Consider the following 16,757-nt stretch of genomic DNA (forward strand, 5'->3'; position numbering starts at 1 on the left):
ACGAGCGGGCTTGCCCGCGAATGCGGTGGCGGCTGCGACGGTGAATGACCGGGAGATATTGGCCGGCAGGTCCGGCCTATTCGCGGGTAAACCCGCTCCTACAACGGGTTGTGGGAGCGGGCGAGCCCGCGAAGAGGCCGGCCCTTCCGGCACATTAACCAGCCTTAGTGCGAAGTTCCTGGGCTCAGCGGGCATCTGCACCTGAACCAGTGCCGACTCAAGCAAAGGCCGCAGCGCCTCCAGTTCATGCATCGTGCCACGCCTCAAGGTGTCTTGCGGCAATCGGTCGCCTTCCAAGACAGGGGCTTGGCCCTTTAACTGCATGGCACAAGCGTCACATCAGCGACGCATCATCCTTAAAGACGTATCGGGGAATGGAACATCGTGAACATCAAATGGGCAGAAAAACTGCGCAAGGGCCTGCACGGCTCGGCCGACTCGCTGGGCAACCTGTGCGTCGAGGCGTTCCATTACCTGGCGCTGTTCGGCATTGGCGCGATCACCGCCTACGCGGCGGTGGTGACGTTCCTGGACATGCTGGGCAAGGGCGGGATCAGTGTCGATGACATCCTGCTGTTGTTCATCTACCTGGAGCTGGGGGCGATGGTGGGGATCTACTTCAAGACCAACCACATGCCGATCCGCTTCCTGCTGTACGTGGCAATCACCGCGCTCACTCGCCTGCTGATCGGCGATGTTTCGCACCACAAGGCACCCGATGAAGGGCTGTTGTACCTGTGCGGCGGCATCCTGTTGCTGGCGTTCTCGATCCTGGTGGTGCGCTACGCTTCGTACCGCTACCCCTCGACCAAGGTGCTGGATGCCAACGGCAAGGCAGTGGAGGAGGGCAAGTAGCCCTCAGTTGGCGATGAAATGGCGCGGCTCGTGGCGGGCGTCACGGGTCAGCGCGGCCAGCACTTGCAGGGGGTTCTGGCTGAGTTCGATCGCAAGGCCCAGGCGGATGCTGTCGATCACCCGTTGCAGGCGCACCGGGTCGTTGCGTTGGGCCGGGGTGATGAGGCGCTTGGCGACCACGCCGGCGTCGTCGGACAGGGTCAGCATGATACTGCCGTCGAGGTTTGCAATGCTCAGGTTCACCCGGTATTCGGGCGCGAATGCAGCACTGATTCGTTCGAATGGGTTGTTCATGGTCTTGCTTCTGCGGTGAGTGAATGCAGAGGTTGACCGGGACGTTCGCACGTTGGTTCAGCGCCATTGATCGGCACAAACGAAAACGCCCGGCTCAAGGCCGGGCGTTTTGCATTGCCGATCAGGCGTCCGGGTCACTCAGTTCCAAGACGCCGCGCTTGCTGCGCAGCTTGCCGTAGAAGTGCTCCAGCGCGTGATTGAGCTTGGTGGCGGCACCGTCGACTGCCTGGTCCAGCGAACTGGCGGTGTGGGTCACGGAAATCGGTTGGTGGCCTTTCGGGCGAGCCTCCATCTGGCAGCGTTTGTCATGCGGTCCGGGCTTGACGCCGTTCTCGTCGCGCAGGTGAACCTCGATGCGGGTGAGGTCTTCTTCGTAACGTTCCAGCGAGTTCTGCAGTGTGCTGCGGACCCACTGGTCGAGCCGGGCGTTACCGTCGAAATCGTTGCTGCTGTTGACCTGGATTTGCATGATTCAATCCTTATTCAGCTTGCTCGCATGGAGACGCGCCTAGGCCCTTGAGACCCTTGGAATTTCTGCGCCTCTTGACTCTAAGGTCAGGCAACTGCGGAATGAATTCAAGCCCTTTTTGAAAATAAATTTCTTGTTGCAAATGGGCTTACCGTGACGCGTGGCTCGTACGGCCAAATGGGTAGCGGGGGCTGGGCTTTGCTTATGAGAATTGAAATCATTATTATTGCAGCCCCAAGAACGCCCGGACCTCGCCATGACGTGCAAAACCGCCGGCCTCCCGCTCAGCTATCGCCTGGCCGTGACATCCCGTAGCCTGGCCGCGCTGCTGGGCGGCTATCTGCTGGCGTCCCTCGCGAGCGTCTGTATTGCCTTGCTGGCGCCACTGCCCAAGGTCGATGCCACGCTCACCGGCCTGCTGCTGTCGTTCGTCTTCTACCTGCTGGCGTTCATCTGGTGTTTCGCCTGCCGCAGCGCCTGGCGTGCCTGGTTGGGCGTATTGGCGCCAAGCCTGCTGCTGGGCGTGATCAGCGGCGTTGCCTACTGGATGAAAAACGCATGAAAGAAGGCTTCCGCCAGGCCATGGCCTGGCTGCACACCTGGACCGGCCTGATCTTCGGCTGGCTGTTGTTCGCCATCTTCCTTACCGGCACGCTGTCGTACTTCAAGGAAGAAATCACTCATTGGTCGCAGCCTGAAGTGCGCAGCCATGCCCTGGACCCGATCAATAGCCTGGCGGTCGCTCAACGTTACCTGCAGGACAATGCAGGGCATTCGAGTACCTGGTTCATTCGCATGCCGAACGAACGGGAGGCCGCCTTGAGTGTGGGCTACCGCGACCCCAGTGGCGGCCCGCGTGGCTTTGTCAGGAAAACCCTCGATACCCAGACCGGCCAGCCGGTGGACGCACGTGACAGCCGCGGTGGTGAGTTCTTCTACCGCTTCCACTTCCAGCTTCAGATGCCTTACCCGGTTGGCCGTTGGCTCTCGACGTTCTGCGCTTTCATCATGCTGCTGGGGTTGGTCACCGGCATCATTACCCACAAGAAGATCTTCAAGGAGTTCTTCACCTTCCGCCCTGGCAAGGGGCAGCGTTCCTGGCTGGACGGGCACAATGCCATCGGCGTGCTGGTGCTGCCGTTCCACCTGATGATCAGCTACAGCAGCCTGGTGCTGTTCATGTACATGGTGATGCCGGCGGGCATCATGGCCAGCTACGGCAATGACACCGACAAGTACTTCAATGACCTGTTTGGCCGCAACGATGCGCCCAAGGCGGCCCAAGTGGCCACGCCGCTGGTAGCGTTGCCGAGCCTGTACGCCAAGGTGCAGGCGCTGCAGCCGGGGGCGCGTGTTGGCAGCATCCAGGTACAAAACCCGGGCGACAGCAATGCCCGCGTCACCTTCACCCAATCGGCAGCCGACCACGTGGCTTATCGGCGTAGCGCCAACTGGACATTCGATGGGGCCAGTGGTGCGCTGTTGAGCCAGGGCAAGCCGGAGAGCGGTTTAATGATGACCGCCTTCAGTTTCGCCGGCCTGCACATGGGTAACTTTGCCGGGCCTTGGCTGCGCTGGCTGTATTTCTTCTTTGGTGTGGCCGGTACGGCGGTGATTGGTACCGGGTTGGTGATGTGGTTGGGCAAGCGCCAGCTCAAGCACGCCAAGAGCGGAGCTGTGCCAGGGGAGCTGCGCCTGGTCGAAGTGCTCAATATGGCCAGCATGAGCGGCTTGTTGCTGGCGGTGGCGAGCTTCTTCTGGGCCAACCGCCTGGTGCCCATGGCTGTCGAAGGCCGGGCCGACTGGGAGGTCAATGCTTTCTTCATCGCCTGGGGCCTGTCGCTGGTGCACGCCGTGCTGCGTAGCGGGCGCAAGGCCTGGGGCGAGCAACTGGCGCTGGGCGCGCTGGCCTTCTCCCTGCTGCCGTTGCTCAATGGCCTGACGACTGACCGGGGCTTGAACCATTCGGTACTGGAGGGTGACTGGGCCATGGCCGGCTTCGATCTGACAGCCCTGGGGACAGGCCTGTTTCTGGCCTGGCTGGCCCACAAGATGCTGGCCAGCCCAACCCCCGTAGCCAAGCGCGCGGCGCGTGCGACAAAAAAGTCGAGCATTGAAACGGTGGAGGTGAGCTGATGCTGGGTAACGCACTGATTGCCTTTGCGGGCTTCGTTGCCCTGTGCCTGGCGATGGAAAAGCACTTCAGCGACTTGCTCGGGCGCAAGCCGAGCCCAAGGCACTTGCTCCTGTTACGTGTTGCAGGTTGGCTGCTGCTGATGCTGTCGCTGGTGCTCAGCGTGCACCAGCGTGGCTGGGCCCTCGGCCTGGTGGAGTGGACCGCGGTGATGATGGCCGGGGTAACACTGTGGGTGTTCGGCCTGCCGTACCAGCCTCGTCTGCTGCTGGGCCTGGCCGCCGCCAGCGTGGTGCTGGGCCCGATGCTCGCCGTGTTTGCCGTGTGACCCCCGTGAGCGAGCCAGGGGATATCATCGAGCCTCACGCTGACAGCGCAGGCGCACGTGCACGTTTCGTCCAGGTGTTCCAGGCCCAGCGTGCGCGTATGGAGGCGTTGGTAAGCCGTCGGGTCGGCTGCCGCGCCACCGCTTCGGACTTGGTCCAAGAGCTGTTCCTGCGTTTCTGGCGTCGCCCCGAGGTCAAGGTCGAGGCGCTGGACACTTACCTGCTGCGTTGCGCGGGCAACCTGGCCATAGACCACCTGCGCAGCGAAAGTAGCCGCGAACGCGTGGCCGAAGCCGCTGTGCCGGTGAATGAGGCGAGCCTGGCCCAGGCCCCTGAGCAGGCCGTGGAGGTCGACCACGACTTGCAGCGTATCGAGGCCACCTTGCGTGCCTTGCCCGAACGCACCCGGCAGATCTTCCTGCTCAACCGCATTCACGGCTGCAAGTACAGCGAGATCGCCAAAGCCATGCAGCTGTCCCAGAGCGCCGTGGAAAAGCATATGATGCGCGCCCTCGAAGCGTGCAAGGCGAGTGTTGCCGAGCCCGCGTCCACCCCACGCCGGCCAGGGAGCGCCCGTCGATGAGCCGTTTACCGCCGATCACCGAAGCGCAGTTTCAGGCTGCCCTGCAATGGTTCAACCGGATCAACGAGCAACCCCGGCAAGCCGAAGGGGCGGCATTCAAGCGCTGGTTGCTGGCCGACCCCGCGCACCGCGCAGCTTATGAACAGGCCCAGGTGCTGTGGCAGAGAAGCGCCGCCCCGGCGGCGCGGCTGGCGGACGAAGAGCAGGACGCCCTGCAGCGCTACCTCGATGCCATGGCCAGACCACCGGCGCGTGGCGGCTGGCGGCGGGTGGCAGGGCTGGCGATGGCAGCCTGCCTGGTGCTGGCCGTGGGCGTCGCTGGTGGTTGGCACCCGGGGTACTGGTTGCAGGACCTACAGGCGGACTACAGCAGTGCCGGGCAGATTCGCCAGGTGACCTTGGCCGACCAGTCACAGGTGACGCTTGATGCCGGTAGCGCCATTGCGGTCGATTTCGCCCAGGGTGAGCGCCGTGTGCGGTTGCTGCATGGCGCGGCGTTCTTCGAGGTTACCCATACCGGTGAGCCGTTCCTGGTGGAAGCTGCCGGCGGCGAAGTGCGGGTGCTCGGCACCCAGTTCGAGGTGCGTGAGCAAGGCGAGGGTGCCCAGGTGACGGTGCGCAGCGGGCGTGTGGGCGTCAGCCCCGCGCAGGGCACTGTGGCGCGAGAACTGACTGCCAACCAGCAGCTGACCTACCGCGCAGGCAAAGTAGGCGACACCCTGGCGGTGGACAGTGACAACCGCCTGGCCTGGCGCCAGGGGTGGTTGAACTATTACCAGGTGCCGCTGGCGCAGGTGATCGAAGACCTTGGGCGATATTACCCGGGGCGTATCCTGTTGCTCGATGGTGACCTGGGGCAGCGCAAGGTCAGCGGCAGCTTCCCGGTGGCCGAGCCGCTGCTGGCGCTGGATTCGCTGGGCAAGGTGATGGGTTTTTCACGGCAGACCGTGTTGGGGCGTTTGACCCTGATTCGGTAGTTGCCTGTGCCAGCCTCTTCACGGGTAAACCCGCCCCTACAGCGTTGCGCGCCCCCCCGTAGGAGCGGGTTTACCCGCGAAGAGGCCGGCACAGCAAAAAATATTTCCAGGCACAGGTGAGGTAACAGCACGTGGCATCCGTGTAATGAGTGAAAGTGCGATTGATTCGCAATAATCACCCCTCACAGGTCAGCGTCCATGAAGTTCTCCCCGCGTTGCGTCCCTCTCTGGTTCGGCCTTGCTGCGCTCCCGGCCTTCGCTGTCGCCCCCTTGGCAAGCGCGGCCGAGCAGCTGCAGGCCTATGCCTTCGCCCAGCCGGCCCAACCCTTGGCCCAGGCCCTGAACGCCTTCAGTCGCACCACTGGCCAGAGCGTGGTCTACACCCTCGAGCTGCCGGGCGTGCAAGCGCCGGCGCTGAATGGTCGGTTCAGCGCCGAGCAGGCGCTGCAACAACTGCTGGGCAACGCTGGGCTGGCCTGGCGCCGCGTCGACGCACGTACCCTGACCCTCGAACCTGCAGACACCTCCGGTGCCCTCAACCTGCAGGCCACCACCGTGACCTCGCAACTGGACGACTACAGCTACCAGCCCCCGGCCAGCGCTTCGATCATGCGCGGGCAGGGCCCAAACCAGGACATCCCTCAGGCAATCAACGTGGTACCGGCCCAGGTTATCCGCGACCAAGCCCCGCGCAACCTCGATGACGCCCTGGCCAACGTCAGCGGCATTACCCAGGGCAACAACTTCGGCGGCACATCCGACACGGTGATGAAACGTGGCTTTGGCGACAACCGCGACGGCTCGATCATGCGCGATGGCATGCCCGTGGTGCAGGGTCGCAACTTCAACGCCAGCACCGAGCGGGTCGAAGTGCTCAAGGGCCCTGCCTCGCTGCTGTACGGTATCCAGGACCCGGGTGGGGTCATCAACGTGGTCAGCAAGCGTCCGCAGTTGCAGCAGTACAACGCCCTGACCGTGCGCGGCTCGACCTATGGCAGCGGCAAGAACGGCAGCGGTGGCGGGCTCGACAGCACGGGCGCACTGGGTGACAGCAACTTCGCCTACCGCCTGATCGTCGACCACGAAGACGAGGACTACTGGCGCAACTACGGCGTGCACCGCGAATCGCTGGTGGCACCGTCGCTGGCTTGGCTGGGCGAAGACACCCAGGTGGTGCTGGCCTACGAGCACCGTGAATTTCTCTATCCGTTCGACCGTGGCACCGCGTTCGGCAACAACGGCCACCCGCTGAACATCCCTGCCACGCGCCGCCTGGACGAGCCGTTCAACGACATGGAAGGGCGCTCCGACCTGTATCGCCTGGAAGTCGACCATCAGCTGGCCGATGACTGGAAGCTGCTCTTCGGCTACAGCTTCAATCGTGAGACCTACGATGCCAGCCAGGTTCGTGTGACCGGCGTCAACGAAACCCAAGGCACGCTGACACGCAGCATCGACGGCACCCACAACGCCATGAGCCGTGACCAGTTCGTGACCCTGAGTCTCAATGGCAATGTCGAGCTGGCGGGGATGCAGCATGACCTGCTGTTCGGCATCGACCATGAAGACCGCAAGATCTTTCGCGGTGACCTGATTCGCCAGACGCCACAGTCCACGTTCAGTTATCTGGACCCGGTCTACGGACAGGAAGTGGAGGGCACCAACGTGCGAGCCAGCGACAGCGACCAGACCGACAAGCTGCGCACCGATGCGCTGTTCGTGCAGGACGCGCTGCACCTCGATGAGCACTGGATCCTTGTAGCAGGTGCGCGTTTCCAGCAGTACGACCAGTACGCTGGCCGCGGTCGCCCGTTCAAGGCCAATACCGACATCAGTGGCCAGGCTTGGGTGCCCCACGCCGGTATCGTTTACAAAGTCGACGACCAGCTCTCGTTCTATGGCAGCTACAGCGAGTCGTTCAAGCCCAACTCGACCATCGCGCCGCTGACCGGCAATGTCGTGCTCGATGCCTCGGTGGCACCTGAGGAGGGCAAGTCGTGGGAGCTGGGCGCCAAGCTCGACATGCCAGGCCGCATCACAGGCACCCTGGCATTGTTCGATATCACCAAGCGCAATGTACTGGTCTCGAACTTTGACGCCGTCACAAGCGAAACGGTCTACAGCAATGCGGGTGAGGTCAGTTCACGCGGTGTGGAACTCGACGTGACCGGCCAGATCAGCGAGCGCTGGAGCCTGATCGGCAGCTATGCATTGACCGATGCCAAGGTCACCAAGGACCCTGATCTTGAGGGCAATCGCCTGCAGAACGTGGCCCGGCACAGCGGCTCGCTGTCGGCGGTGTATGACTTTGGCAGCCTGTTCGGGGGTGACCGGCTGCGCTTCGGTGCCGGCGCCCGTTATGTGGGCGAGCGTTCGGGTAACGCGACCAATACCTTCGACCTGCCGAGCTATACCGTTGCCGATGCGTTTGCCACTTATGAAACCAAACTCGACGAACACAACGTGCGCCTGCAACTGAACGTGAAGAACCTGTTCGACAAGGTGTATTACAGCTCGGCGGTGAACCAGTACTTTGTGGCGATTGGCGATGCGCGGCAGGTCAGTTTGTCGAGCACCTTCGAGTTCTAGGCAAATGGGGCCGCAGAGCGGCCCCGGTTTCAGATGAAAAAGGCCTTGCGGTATTCGCCAGGTGTGGCCCCCAGGGCTTGGCGAAACCGGTTGCTGAAATGGCTGGCACTGGCAAACCCGCACAACAAGGCAATCTCCCCCAGCGGCATTACTCCCAGCCGCAACAACTGGCACGCCCGGTGCAGCCGCCGTGCCAGCAGATACTGGTGCGGCGGGAGCCCGAAACTGGCGCGGAACATGCGCGCAAAGTGGTATTCGGACAGATTGCAGCGCAGCGCCAGCTCTTCCAGGGTGATGGGCTGGTCCAGGTGTGCCTCGAGGTAGTCGACCAGCTGTCGGCGCAGGTTTGGCGCCAGCCCGCCTTTCAGGCGCAGGCCTTGGCGCAACCCGACCTGGCTGAGCAGCGCATGGTCAACGATCTCGTGCGCCAGGCTGCTGGCCAGCAGGCGCTCGCCGGGCTCGTCCCAGTCCAGCTGGATCAATTGACGAAAGCGGGCAGCCTGCTGCGGGTCGTCCAGAAAGGTCGCTTCCTGCAGTTGCAGCTCGCGCGGTTCCCGGTCGAGCAGGCGTACACAGCCCAGGGCGAACTGCGCCTCGCTGATATACAGGTGTGCCAGGCGGATCGCGCCATTGACGACCCAGTTCGATTCCTGCCCGGCCGGCATCACGCACAGCTTGTCGGGCGCACCTTTGTCGGCCGGGCGCTGGCGGCGGAAGGTGCCGGTGCCGTCGGCGATGTAGCACGACAGGGTGTGATGGCTAGGCGCCTGGTAGTCGCGCGCATCGTCACGGTTGCTCCACAACGCCGCCGCCAGTCCGTCGCCCAGGTGCGCGCTCAGCTCCAGCCTGGCGTTGGGCGAGGCATGCATGGCGTTGAACACTTGCAACTGGGTGAGTGGCGTCATTGGCGGGTCCTCTTGCCTGCCATCCTACTGCGCCCAGGATCGAGTGACATCCACCGGCGCAAGAAAAGCGCAAGTTCGTGCAAGCAGCCAGAGGCCGATCGAAAGAACACTGGTGATCCCTGTAGGAGCGGGTTTACCCGCGAAGCGCCGGGCACCGATTTCCAAAGGCCCAAGGAATTGCCATCATGAACCTGTCACTCTACCTGCTCACCGTCCTGATCTGGGGCACCACCTGGATCGCCCTGAAACTCCAGCTAGGCGTGGTCGCGATCCCGGTTTCGATCGTCTACCGCTTCGCCCTGGCCGGCCTGATCCTGTTTGCTTTCCTGTTGATTACCCGCCGGCTGCAACCCATGAACCGCCGTGGCCACCAGATCTGCCTGGCCCAGGGCCTGTGCCTGTTCTGCGTCAACTTCATCTGTTTCCTCAGCGCCAGCCAGTGGATCGCCAGCGGCCTGATCGCGGTGGTGTTCTCCACCGCGACACTGTGGAACGCGCTTAACGCTCGCATTTTCTTCGGCCAGAAAATCGCCAGCAATGTGCTTGGCGGTGGTGCCTTGGGCTTGCTTGGCCTGGGCCTGCTGTTCTGGCCGGAGCTGTCGCATCACGCAGCCAGCCGCGAAACCCTGTACGGCCTTGGCTTGGCCCTGTTCGGCACGCTGTGCTTCTCGGCCGGCAACCTGCTGTCGAGCATGCAGCAGAAGGCCGGCCTCAAGCCGATGACCACCAATGCCTGGGGCATGGTCTATGGGGCGGTGATGCTGGCGGTGTTCTGTGTGGTCAGCGGCGTGCCGTTCAGCATGGAGTGGAATGCGCGCTATATCGGTTCGCTGCTGTACCTGGTGGTGCCGGGGTCGGTGATTGCCTTCACTGCCTACCTGACGTTGGTCGGGCGCATGGGCCCGGAGCGGGCAGCTTACTGCACGGTACTGTTCCCGTTAGTGGCGTTGAATGTGTCGGCGGTGGCTGAGGGTTACCAATGGACGGCGCCGGCCTTGCTCGGCTTGGTGGCGGTGATGGCGGGGAATGTGCTGGTGTTTCGCAAGCCCCGGGCCAGGGTGGCTGGGGGGGTTGTGGTCGCCAAATAGGTGATGGGTTGCCTGGGCCGGCCCTTTCGCGGGTAAACCCGCTCCTACAGGGCAGTGCACACCCTTTGTAGGAGCGGGTTTACCCGCGAAGAGGCCAGCACAGGCACTCCAAATCGTAGGAGCGGGTTTCCCCGCGAAGAGGCCACCCCAGCACTCCAAATCGTAGGGGCGGGTTTCCCCGCGAAGAGGCCACCCCAGCACTCCAAATCGTAGGAGCGGGTTTACCCGCGAAGGGGCCAGCACAGGCATTCCAAACTGTAGGAGCGGGTTTACCCGCGAAGAGGCCAGCACAGGCATTCCAATTTGTAGGCACGGGTTTACCCGCGAAGAGGCCGGCCCAGGCACTCCAAAACGGTCAGCCCTTCCACACCTGCGGGTTCACCAGGTCCCGCGGCCGCTCGCCCAGCAGCGCCGCACGCAGGTTGTCGATCGCCCGGTTGGCCATGGCCTCACGGGTTTCGGCAGTAGCCGAACCAATGTGCGGCAGGGTCAGCGCATTGGGCAGCTTGAACAGCGGCGAGTCGCTCAGCGGTTCTTTCTCGTACACATCCAGGCCTGCGCCGCGAATGGTGCCCGCCTGCAGCGCCTCGATCAGCGCCGCCTCATCCACCACCGGCCCACGGGCAATGTTGATCAGGAACGCACTCGTCTTCATCAGCTTCAGCTCGCGGCTGCTGATCAGCTTGCGGGTGGCATCGGACAACGGCACCACGATGACCACGAAGTCGGCTTCGGCCAGCAACTGATCCAGGCTGCGGAACTGTGCGCCCAGCTCCTGCTCCAGCGCAGTCTTGCGGCTGTTGCCGCTGTACAGGATCGGCATGTTGAAGCCAAAGCGGCCACGGCGTGCCACTGCTGCACCAATGTTGCCCATGCCGACGATACCCAGGGTCTTGCCATGTACATCACTGCCGAAGTGGGCCGGGCCCACGGTGGCCTGCCAGTTGCCGGCCTTGGTCCAGGCATCCAGCTCGGCGGTGCGCCGGGCGCAGCCCATGATCAGCGAGAAGCCCAGGTCGGCGGTGCTTTCGGTCAGCACGTCGGGGGTGTTGGTCAGGGCGATGCCGCGCTCGTTGAAGTAGTCGAGGTCGTAGTTGTCATAGCCGACCGACACGCTGGACACCACCTCCAGCCTGGCCGCGCCTTCAAGCTGCGCCCGGCCGAGCTTGCGGCCAACGCCGATCAGACCATGGGCTTCAGGCAGGGCTTCGTTGAACTGGGCGTTGATGTCGCCGAGCTTGGGGTTGGGCAGAATCACGTTGAAGTCTTGCTGCAGGCGCTCGGCCATGGCCGGGGTGATACGGCTGAAGGCCAGGACGGTCTTTTTCATCGGGCAACTTCTCTGCTAGGCGGGGTGGGGCTGTGCCGGCCTCTTCGCGGGCAAGCCCGCGCCTACAGGGGCGCGGTGCCTTGCAGGAACGGGCTTGCCCGCGAAAGGGGCGGAACAGGCGAAATCAATGGTTAGCAACCTACCATTGTCAGCCCCCGCAATGCAGCAGCTTTTTAGTTGGCGATCAGCACCTGGTGGGTTTTCAGGTCTGCCTCATGCGCGGCAAGAATCTCTGGCAGCGAGTTGCGCAGGTACTCGACCCAGGTCTTGATCTTGGCATCCAGATACTGCCGCGATGGATAGATGGCATACAGGTTCAGCTCCTGCAGGCGATACTCGGGCAGCACCCGAACCAGGCTACCGTCCCGCAGGCCCTCGATAGCCGAATAGATCGGCAGCACGCCTACGCCCATGCCACTGCGGATCGCAGTCTTCATGGCATCGGCGGTATTCACCATGAACGGCGAACTGGTGATGTTGACCATCTCTTGGCCTTCCGGGCCATCGAACAGCCATTTCTCCAGCGGTATGACCGGGCTGACCATGCGCAGGCAGGCGTGCTTGAGCAGGTCGGCAGGCTTGTGCGCCACGCCATGCTGGGCGATGTAGGCGGGCGAGGCACAGACAATGCTGTAGGTGATGCCCAGGCGCTGCGAAACGAACCCTGAGTCGGGCAGTTCGGTGGCCAGCACGATGGAGACGTCATAACCCTCGTCGAGCAGATCGGGCACGCGGTTGGCCATGGTCAAATCGAAGGTCACGTCCGGGTGCGTTTCGCGGTAGCGGGCGATGGCATCGACCACGAAGTGCTGGCCGACCCCAGTCATCGAATGCACCTTCAACTGCCCGGCCGGGCGCGCATGGGCGTCGCTGGCTTCGGCCTCGGCTTCTTCGACGTAGGTAAGAATCTGTTCGCAACGCATCAGGTAGCGCTTGCCGGCTTCGGTCAGCGCAATGCGGCGGGTGGTACGGTTGAGCAGCCTTGTTTGCAGATGGGCTTCCAGATTGGAGACCGCCCGCGACACGTTCGCGGTGGTCGTATCCAGTTGCGCCGCAGCGGCAGTGAAGCTGCCGAGTTGGGCTACGCAACTGAAAGCACGCATGTTTTGCAGGGTGTCCATGGGTCACTCTCGAGGTAGAGGACAAAATTGTGTCACGAAGTAACTTGGAAAAGAGAAAAAGTTGCCTTCGACCAAAGGCGGATTATCGCTGTTTTGGTAACAAAGATTCGCAGGAATCTGTGCTTATCGCCAGTGCTGCCGCCCCCTAGAATTGCCCGGCCCCCTTCACCTCTTCCTCGGGAAATCGCAGCTGTGCCGCGTCGCATCATCAGAACGCTCAAGGCGTTCAGTGCCTGTGCCCTTGCCCTCACCTTGAGCGGCTGTATTGGAACCTGGGGCATTGCCCCGCAAAGCAAGACGCTGCAAGCCAATACCTTGACCACCGACGCGGCCATTCGCGAAGCCGCGACCGACGCTCACTGGCCCGACCAGCAGTGGTGGCACGCCTATGGCGACCCGCAGCTGGACCGCTGGATTGCCCTGGCCGTTGCCGGTAGCCCGAGCCTGGCCATGGCTGCGGCGCGGGTGCGCGAAGCCAAGGCCATGGCCGGTGTGGTCGAGTCGGCGGAAAAGCTCCAGGCCAATGGCCAGGCCACGCTCAAGCGCCACAACTGGCCTGAAGACCAGTTTTATGGCCCCGGCGCGTTGTCGGGTGCCAACACCTGGGACAACAACGCCGCCATCGGTTTCAGCTACGCCCTTGACCTGTGGGGGCGCGAGCGCAATGCCAGCGAGCAGGCCGTGGACCAGGCGCACATGAGCGTGGCCGAAGCCCGTCAGGCGCAGCTGGAACTGCAGAACAATGTGGTGCGTGCCTACATCCAGCTGAGCCTGCATTTTGCCCAGCGCGATATCGTCAAGGCCGAACTGGAACAGCAGGAGCAGATCCTGGCCCTGGCCAAGCGTCGCCTGGATGCCGGTATCGGCACCCATTTCGAAGTCAGCCAGGCCGAAGCGCCGCTGCCGGAAACCCACCGTCAGCTCGACAGCCTCGACGAAGAAATTGCCCTGACCCGCAACCAGCTGGCCGCACTGGCCGGCAAGGGCCCGGGGGAAGGCGCGCAGTTGCAGCGCCCGGCCCTGGCCTTGGCCGCGCCGCTGAAACTGCCTTCGAACCTGCCCGCCGAACTGGTCGGCCAGCGGCCTGATGTGGTTGCCAGCCGCTGGCAGGTGGCTGCCCAGGCGCGTGGCATCGACGTCGCTCACGCCGGCTTCTTCCCCAACGTCGACCTGGTCGGCAGCCTGGGCTTCATGGCCACCGGTGGTGGCCCGCTGGAATTCCTGACCGGGCGCAAGTTCAACTACAACGTCGGCCCGGCCATCAGCTTGCCGATCTTTGACGGTGGGCGCCTGCGCTCAGAACTGGGCGTGGCCTCGGCGGGGTATGACGTGGCGGTGGCCCGCTACAACCAGACCGTGGTTGGTGCACTGAAGAACATCTCCGACCAGTTGATCCGCCGCGAGTCGATGAAAGAACAGTCGCACTTCGCCGCCGAATCGGTTGCTGCCGCGCAGAAAACCTATGACATCGCCATGGTCGCGTTCCAGCGCGGCCTTACCGACTACCTGAACGTGCTCAACGCGCAGACTTTGCTGTTCCGCCAGCAGCAGGTGCAGCAGCAGGTGCAGGCCGCCCGCCTGATTGCCCATGCCGAGCTGGTCACCGCCCTGGGTGGTGGCCTGCAGGCCGGTCAGGATGCGCCGAAAGAGGAACGCCAGGCAGCCCCAAAGACCCCGGCCACCCTGGCCATTTTCGACAAGAAGCCGGATAACGCCGAATGAGCACTTCCAGTTTGCCCGTGCGCTGGCTGCAAAGCCTGGAATGGCGCCGGGGCTTCTTTGCCTGGGCGCGCACCGACGGCGTGACCTGGGTGTACATCTTCAAGGTGCTGGCCGCCGCGTTCATTACCTTGTGGTTGGCCATGCGCCTGGAGCTGCCGCAACCGCGCACGGCCATGATCACCGTGTTCATTGTCATGCAGCCGCAAAGCGGGCATGTGTTCGCCAAGAGCTTCTACCGGGTGCTAGGCACCCTGGCCGGCTCGGCGATGATGGTGGCGCTGATCGCCATCTTCCCGCAGAACACCGAGCTGTTTCTGCCCAGCCTGGCCCTGTGGGTGGGCCTGTGCTCAGCCGGTGCCATGCGCTACCGCACCTTCCGCGCCTATGGTTTCGTGCTGGCTGGCTACACCGCAGCGATGATCGGCCTGCCGGTGCTGCAACACCCCGACCAGGCGTTCATGGCAGCGGTATGGCGGGCGCTGGAAATCGCCCTGGGTATTCTGGTGTCGACCTTCGTCAGTGCCGCGATCCTGCCGCAGTCGGCCAGTGCCGCAATGCGCAACGCCTTGTACCAGCGCTTTGGCGTGTTTGCCGGGGTGGTGGTCGAGGCCCTGCGTGGCGACAGTCAAAAGGACCGCTTCGAGAGCAGCAACGTGCGCTTCGTGGCAGAGGCCGTGGGCCTTGAGAGCCTGCGCAACGTCACCGCTTTCGAAGACCCGCACATGCGCCGTCGCAGTGGCCGGCTGGTGCGCATGAACAGCGAGTTCATGGCCATCACCACCCGCTTCAATGCCTTGCACCGCTTGATGGAGCGCCTGCGTGCCCGTGGCCCGCTGCAGATCGTCAGTGCCATCGAACCGGGCCTGAACACCTTGGTGGAGTTGCTGCAGCCCTATGTGGGCCGGGCGTTGACTGACGCCGATGCGCTGCGCCTGACCCTGGAGTTGGCCGCCTACAAGGAAGGCCTGCAGGCCCAGGTGAGAGGGCTGCGGGCTGAGTACCTGGCAACGGACCCCAGCGAATCCGACCTGCTCGATTTTCACACTGCGTTCGAGCTGCTGTACCGCTTCGTCGACGAGATGTTGAGCTACGCCGAAACCCATGCCTCGCTGGCCGCGCACAAGCACGAGCGCGAGCAGTGGGACGAGCCCTACGTGGCGCAGACCAGCTGGTTGGTATCGCTGGCGGCCGGTGTGCGCGCCTCGGCAGTGCTGTTGCTGCTGGGCAGTTACTGGCTGCTCAGCGATTGGCCCAGTGGCGCCATGATGACCCTGATCGCCACGGTCACCGTATGCCTTTCGGCGGCGTCACCCAACCCCAAGCGCATGTCGTTCCAGATGGCTTGCGGCACGGCCATCGGCGCTTTTGTCGGCTTCTTCGAAACCTTCTTCGTGTTCCCCTGGATCGATGGTTTTCCGCTGCTGTGCATGGTGCTGGCGCCTGTGTTCGTGCTGGGCGCTTTTCTTTCGTCGCGCCCTGCCTACGCCGGTTATGGCATCGGCCTGCTGGTGTTCTTCGCGATTGGTTCGGTGCCGAACAACCTCACCGTGTATGACCCGTACACCTTCATCAACGACTACATCGGCATGGTGATCGGCATGTTCGTCTGTGCCGCCGCCGGGGCGATCATCCTGCCGCCCAACAGCCGCTGGTTGTGGAGCCGCCTGGAGCAGGCGTTGCGCGAGCAGGTGCTGTTCGCCATCAGCGGCCGCCTGCGCGGCCTGGGCTCGGCCTTCGAAAGCCGCACCCGCGACCTGCTGCACCAGGCCTATGGCCTGGCGGCCGGCAAGCCGCAGGTGCAAAGCCAGCTGATGGGCTGGATGTTCACCGTGCTGGAGATCGGCCACGCCGTCATCGAGCTGCGCAAGGAGCAAGCCCGCGCCCCGGTGCACCCGGCCTATGCCGAGTCGCAGCCCTGGCGCCAGGCAATCCGTGTCATGGGCCGTGCGCTGACCCGGCTGTTCCTGCAGCCCAGCGCCAGCAACCACGAGCGCGCACTGGTGGCAGTGGACCACGCCATCGCCCGCGTGCAGGCCACCGACGAGCCATTCGCCCGGCACTTCGACACCTCGGTGCTGCGCCGCGTGCAAAGCTACCTGCACTTCATCCGTACTTCCCTGCTGGACCCACAGTCGCCACTGGCACCGGCGAAAGGATTGCACCATGCCCCGTGAGATCGCCTTCCATGGCGTGTACATGCCCACCATGACCTTGATGTTCCTGTTTGCCCTGGGCCTGGCCTGGGGCCTGGACCGGTTCATTGCCAGCCATGATGGCTACCGCTTCTTCTGGCACCCGGCGCTGCTGCGCCTGAGCCTGTTCGTCTGCTTGTTCGGCGCCATGGCGCTGTCTGTCTACTGGTGA

The 16,757-nt window shown here is 63.6% G+C and carries 16 protein-coding genes; 11 read left to right on the top strand and 5 right to left on the bottom strand.

Annotated elements, in window-relative coordinates; all coding sequences use genetic code 11:
* Positions 1 to 384 precede the first annotated feature (384 nt).
* Positions 385 to 855, top strand: coding sequence for a phosphate-starvation-inducible protein PsiE (locus ACK59Z_RS10600; RefSeq protein ID WP_003251685.1), 471 nt, complete (start codon positions 385 to 387; stop codon positions 853 to 855).
* Between the two features lie 3 nt (positions 856 to 858).
* Here ACK59Z_RS10600 and ACK59Z_RS10605 read toward each other — a convergent pair whose 3' ends face one another.
* Together ACK59Z_RS10605 and ACK59Z_RS10610 are read right to left on the bottom strand one after the other, a co-directional pair.
* Positions 859 to 1,149 (bottom strand): DUF3509 domain-containing protein, encoded by a 291-nt coding sequence (locus ACK59Z_RS10605; protein ID WP_003251688.1) that lies wholly within the window; start codon positions 1,147 to 1,149, stop codon positions 859 to 861.
* 121 nt (positions 1,150 to 1,270) lie between these two features.
* On the bottom strand, positions 1,271 to 1,618 hold the full coding sequence (locus ACK59Z_RS10610; RefSeq protein ID WP_003251689.1) for an HPF/RaiA family ribosome-associated protein: 348 nt from the start codon (positions 1,616 to 1,618) through the stop codon (positions 1,271 to 1,273).
* A 256-nt stretch (positions 1,619 to 1,874) separates the two neighbouring features.
* Between ACK59Z_RS10610 and ACK59Z_RS10615 the strand changes: the two genes are divergently transcribed.
* The 6 genes from ACK59Z_RS10615 (at position 1,875) to ACK59Z_RS10640 (ending at position 8,227) form a co-directional block, all read left to right on the top strand.
* Positions 1,875 to 2,180, top strand: a complete 306-nt coding sequence (locus ACK59Z_RS10615; protein ID WP_108191287.1) for a DUF3649 domain-containing protein — start codon at positions 1,875 to 1,877, stop codon at positions 2,178 to 2,180.
* The gene (locus ACK59Z_RS10620; RefSeq protein WP_047604366.1) at positions 2,177 to 3,754 is read left to right on the top strand and encodes a PepSY domain-containing protein; all 1,578 of its coding nucleotides are present in this window, start codon (positions 2,177 to 2,179) and stop codon (positions 3,752 to 3,754) included. Before ACK59Z_RS10615 ends, ACK59Z_RS10620 begins: the two co-directional genes overlap by 4 nt.
* On the top strand, positions 3,754 to 4,080 hold the full coding sequence (locus ACK59Z_RS10625) for a DUF3325 domain-containing protein (protein ID WP_108191286.1): 327 nt from the start codon (positions 3,754 to 3,756) through the stop codon (positions 4,078 to 4,080). The genes ACK59Z_RS10620 and ACK59Z_RS10625 overlap by 1 nt, the downstream gene beginning before the upstream one ends.
* Positions 4,081 to 4,085: 5 nt before the next feature.
* A complete protein-coding gene (locus tag ACK59Z_RS10630; RefSeq protein ID WP_108191314.1) occupies positions 4,086 to 4,661 on the top strand; it encodes an RNA polymerase sigma factor in 576 nt (191 codons plus the stop codon).
* Entirely contained in the window at positions 4,658 to 5,638 is a 981-nt protein-coding gene (locus ACK59Z_RS10635; RefSeq protein ID WP_409292972.1) for a FecR family protein, read from the top strand. Before ACK59Z_RS10630 ends, ACK59Z_RS10635 begins: the two co-directional genes overlap by 4 nt.
* 198 nt (positions 5,639 to 5,836) lie before the next feature.
* Positions 5,837 to 8,227: a TonB-dependent siderophore receptor gene (locus tag ACK59Z_RS10640; protein WP_409292974.1), complete on the top strand. Its 2,391-nt coding sequence runs from the start codon at positions 5,837 to 5,839 to the stop codon at positions 8,225 to 8,227.
* A 29-nt stretch (positions 8,228 to 8,256) separates the two neighbouring features.
* On the opposite strand, the gene ACK59Z_RS10645 is transcribed toward ACK59Z_RS10640, so the two are convergent.
* Positions 8,257 to 9,132: a helix-turn-helix domain-containing protein gene (locus ACK59Z_RS10645; protein ID WP_060538239.1), complete on the bottom strand. Its 876-nt coding sequence runs from the start codon at positions 9,130 to 9,132 to the stop codon at positions 8,257 to 8,259.
* A gap of 185 nt (positions 9,133 to 9,317) precedes the next feature.
* Here ACK59Z_RS10645 and ACK59Z_RS10650 point away from each other — a divergent pair, with 185 nt between their 5' ends.
* Positions 9,318 to 10,220 carry a DMT family transporter gene (locus tag ACK59Z_RS10650; protein WP_108191283.1) on the top strand — a complete coding sequence of 301 codons (903 nt, stop codon included), beginning with the start codon at positions 9,318 to 9,320 and terminating at the stop codon, positions 10,218 to 10,220.
* 355 nt (positions 10,221 to 10,575) lie between these two features.
* On the opposite strand, the gene ACK59Z_RS10655 is transcribed toward ACK59Z_RS10650, so the two are convergent.
* Both ACK59Z_RS10655 and ACK59Z_RS10660 read right to left on the bottom strand, forming a co-directional pair.
* Entirely contained in the window at positions 10,576 to 11,550 is a 975-nt protein-coding gene (locus ACK59Z_RS10655; RefSeq protein WP_409292977.1) for a 2-hydroxyacid dehydrogenase, read from the bottom strand.
* A 173-nt stretch (positions 11,551 to 11,723) separates the two neighbouring features.
* Positions 11,724 to 12,671: a LysR family transcriptional regulator gene (locus ACK59Z_RS10660; RefSeq protein ID WP_003251712.1), complete on the bottom strand. Its 948-nt coding sequence runs from the start codon at positions 12,669 to 12,671 to the stop codon at positions 11,724 to 11,726.
* 192 nt (positions 12,672 to 12,863) lie between these two features.
* Between ACK59Z_RS10660 and ACK59Z_RS10665 the strand changes: the two genes are divergently transcribed.
* Genes ACK59Z_RS10665 through ACK59Z_RS10675 form a run of 3 tightly spaced genes read left to right on the top strand, consistent with a single transcriptional unit; the run spans position 12,864 to position 16,757 of the window.
* Entirely contained in the window at positions 12,864 to 14,393 is a 1,530-nt protein-coding gene (locus ACK59Z_RS10665; protein WP_054889257.1) for an efflux transporter outer membrane subunit, read from the top strand.
* Positions 14,390 to 16,567 carry an FUSC family protein gene (locus ACK59Z_RS10670; protein WP_108191282.1) on the top strand — a complete coding sequence of 726 codons (2,178 nt, stop codon included), beginning with the start codon at positions 14,390 to 14,392 and terminating at the stop codon, positions 16,565 to 16,567. Before ACK59Z_RS10665 ends, ACK59Z_RS10670 begins: the two co-directional genes overlap by 4 nt.
* Complete coding sequence (locus ACK59Z_RS10675) at positions 16,557 to 16,757, top strand: DUF1656 domain-containing protein (protein WP_003251718.1); 201 nt, start codon at positions 16,557 to 16,559, stop codon at positions 16,755 to 16,757. Before ACK59Z_RS10670 ends, ACK59Z_RS10675 begins: the two co-directional genes overlap by 11 nt.

The organism is Pseudomonas sp. KCJK9058, assembly GCF_046230975.1.
GTDB classification, from domain to species: Bacteria; Pseudomonadota; Gammaproteobacteria; order Pseudomonadales; family Pseudomonadaceae; genus Aquipseudomonas; species Aquipseudomonas alloputida.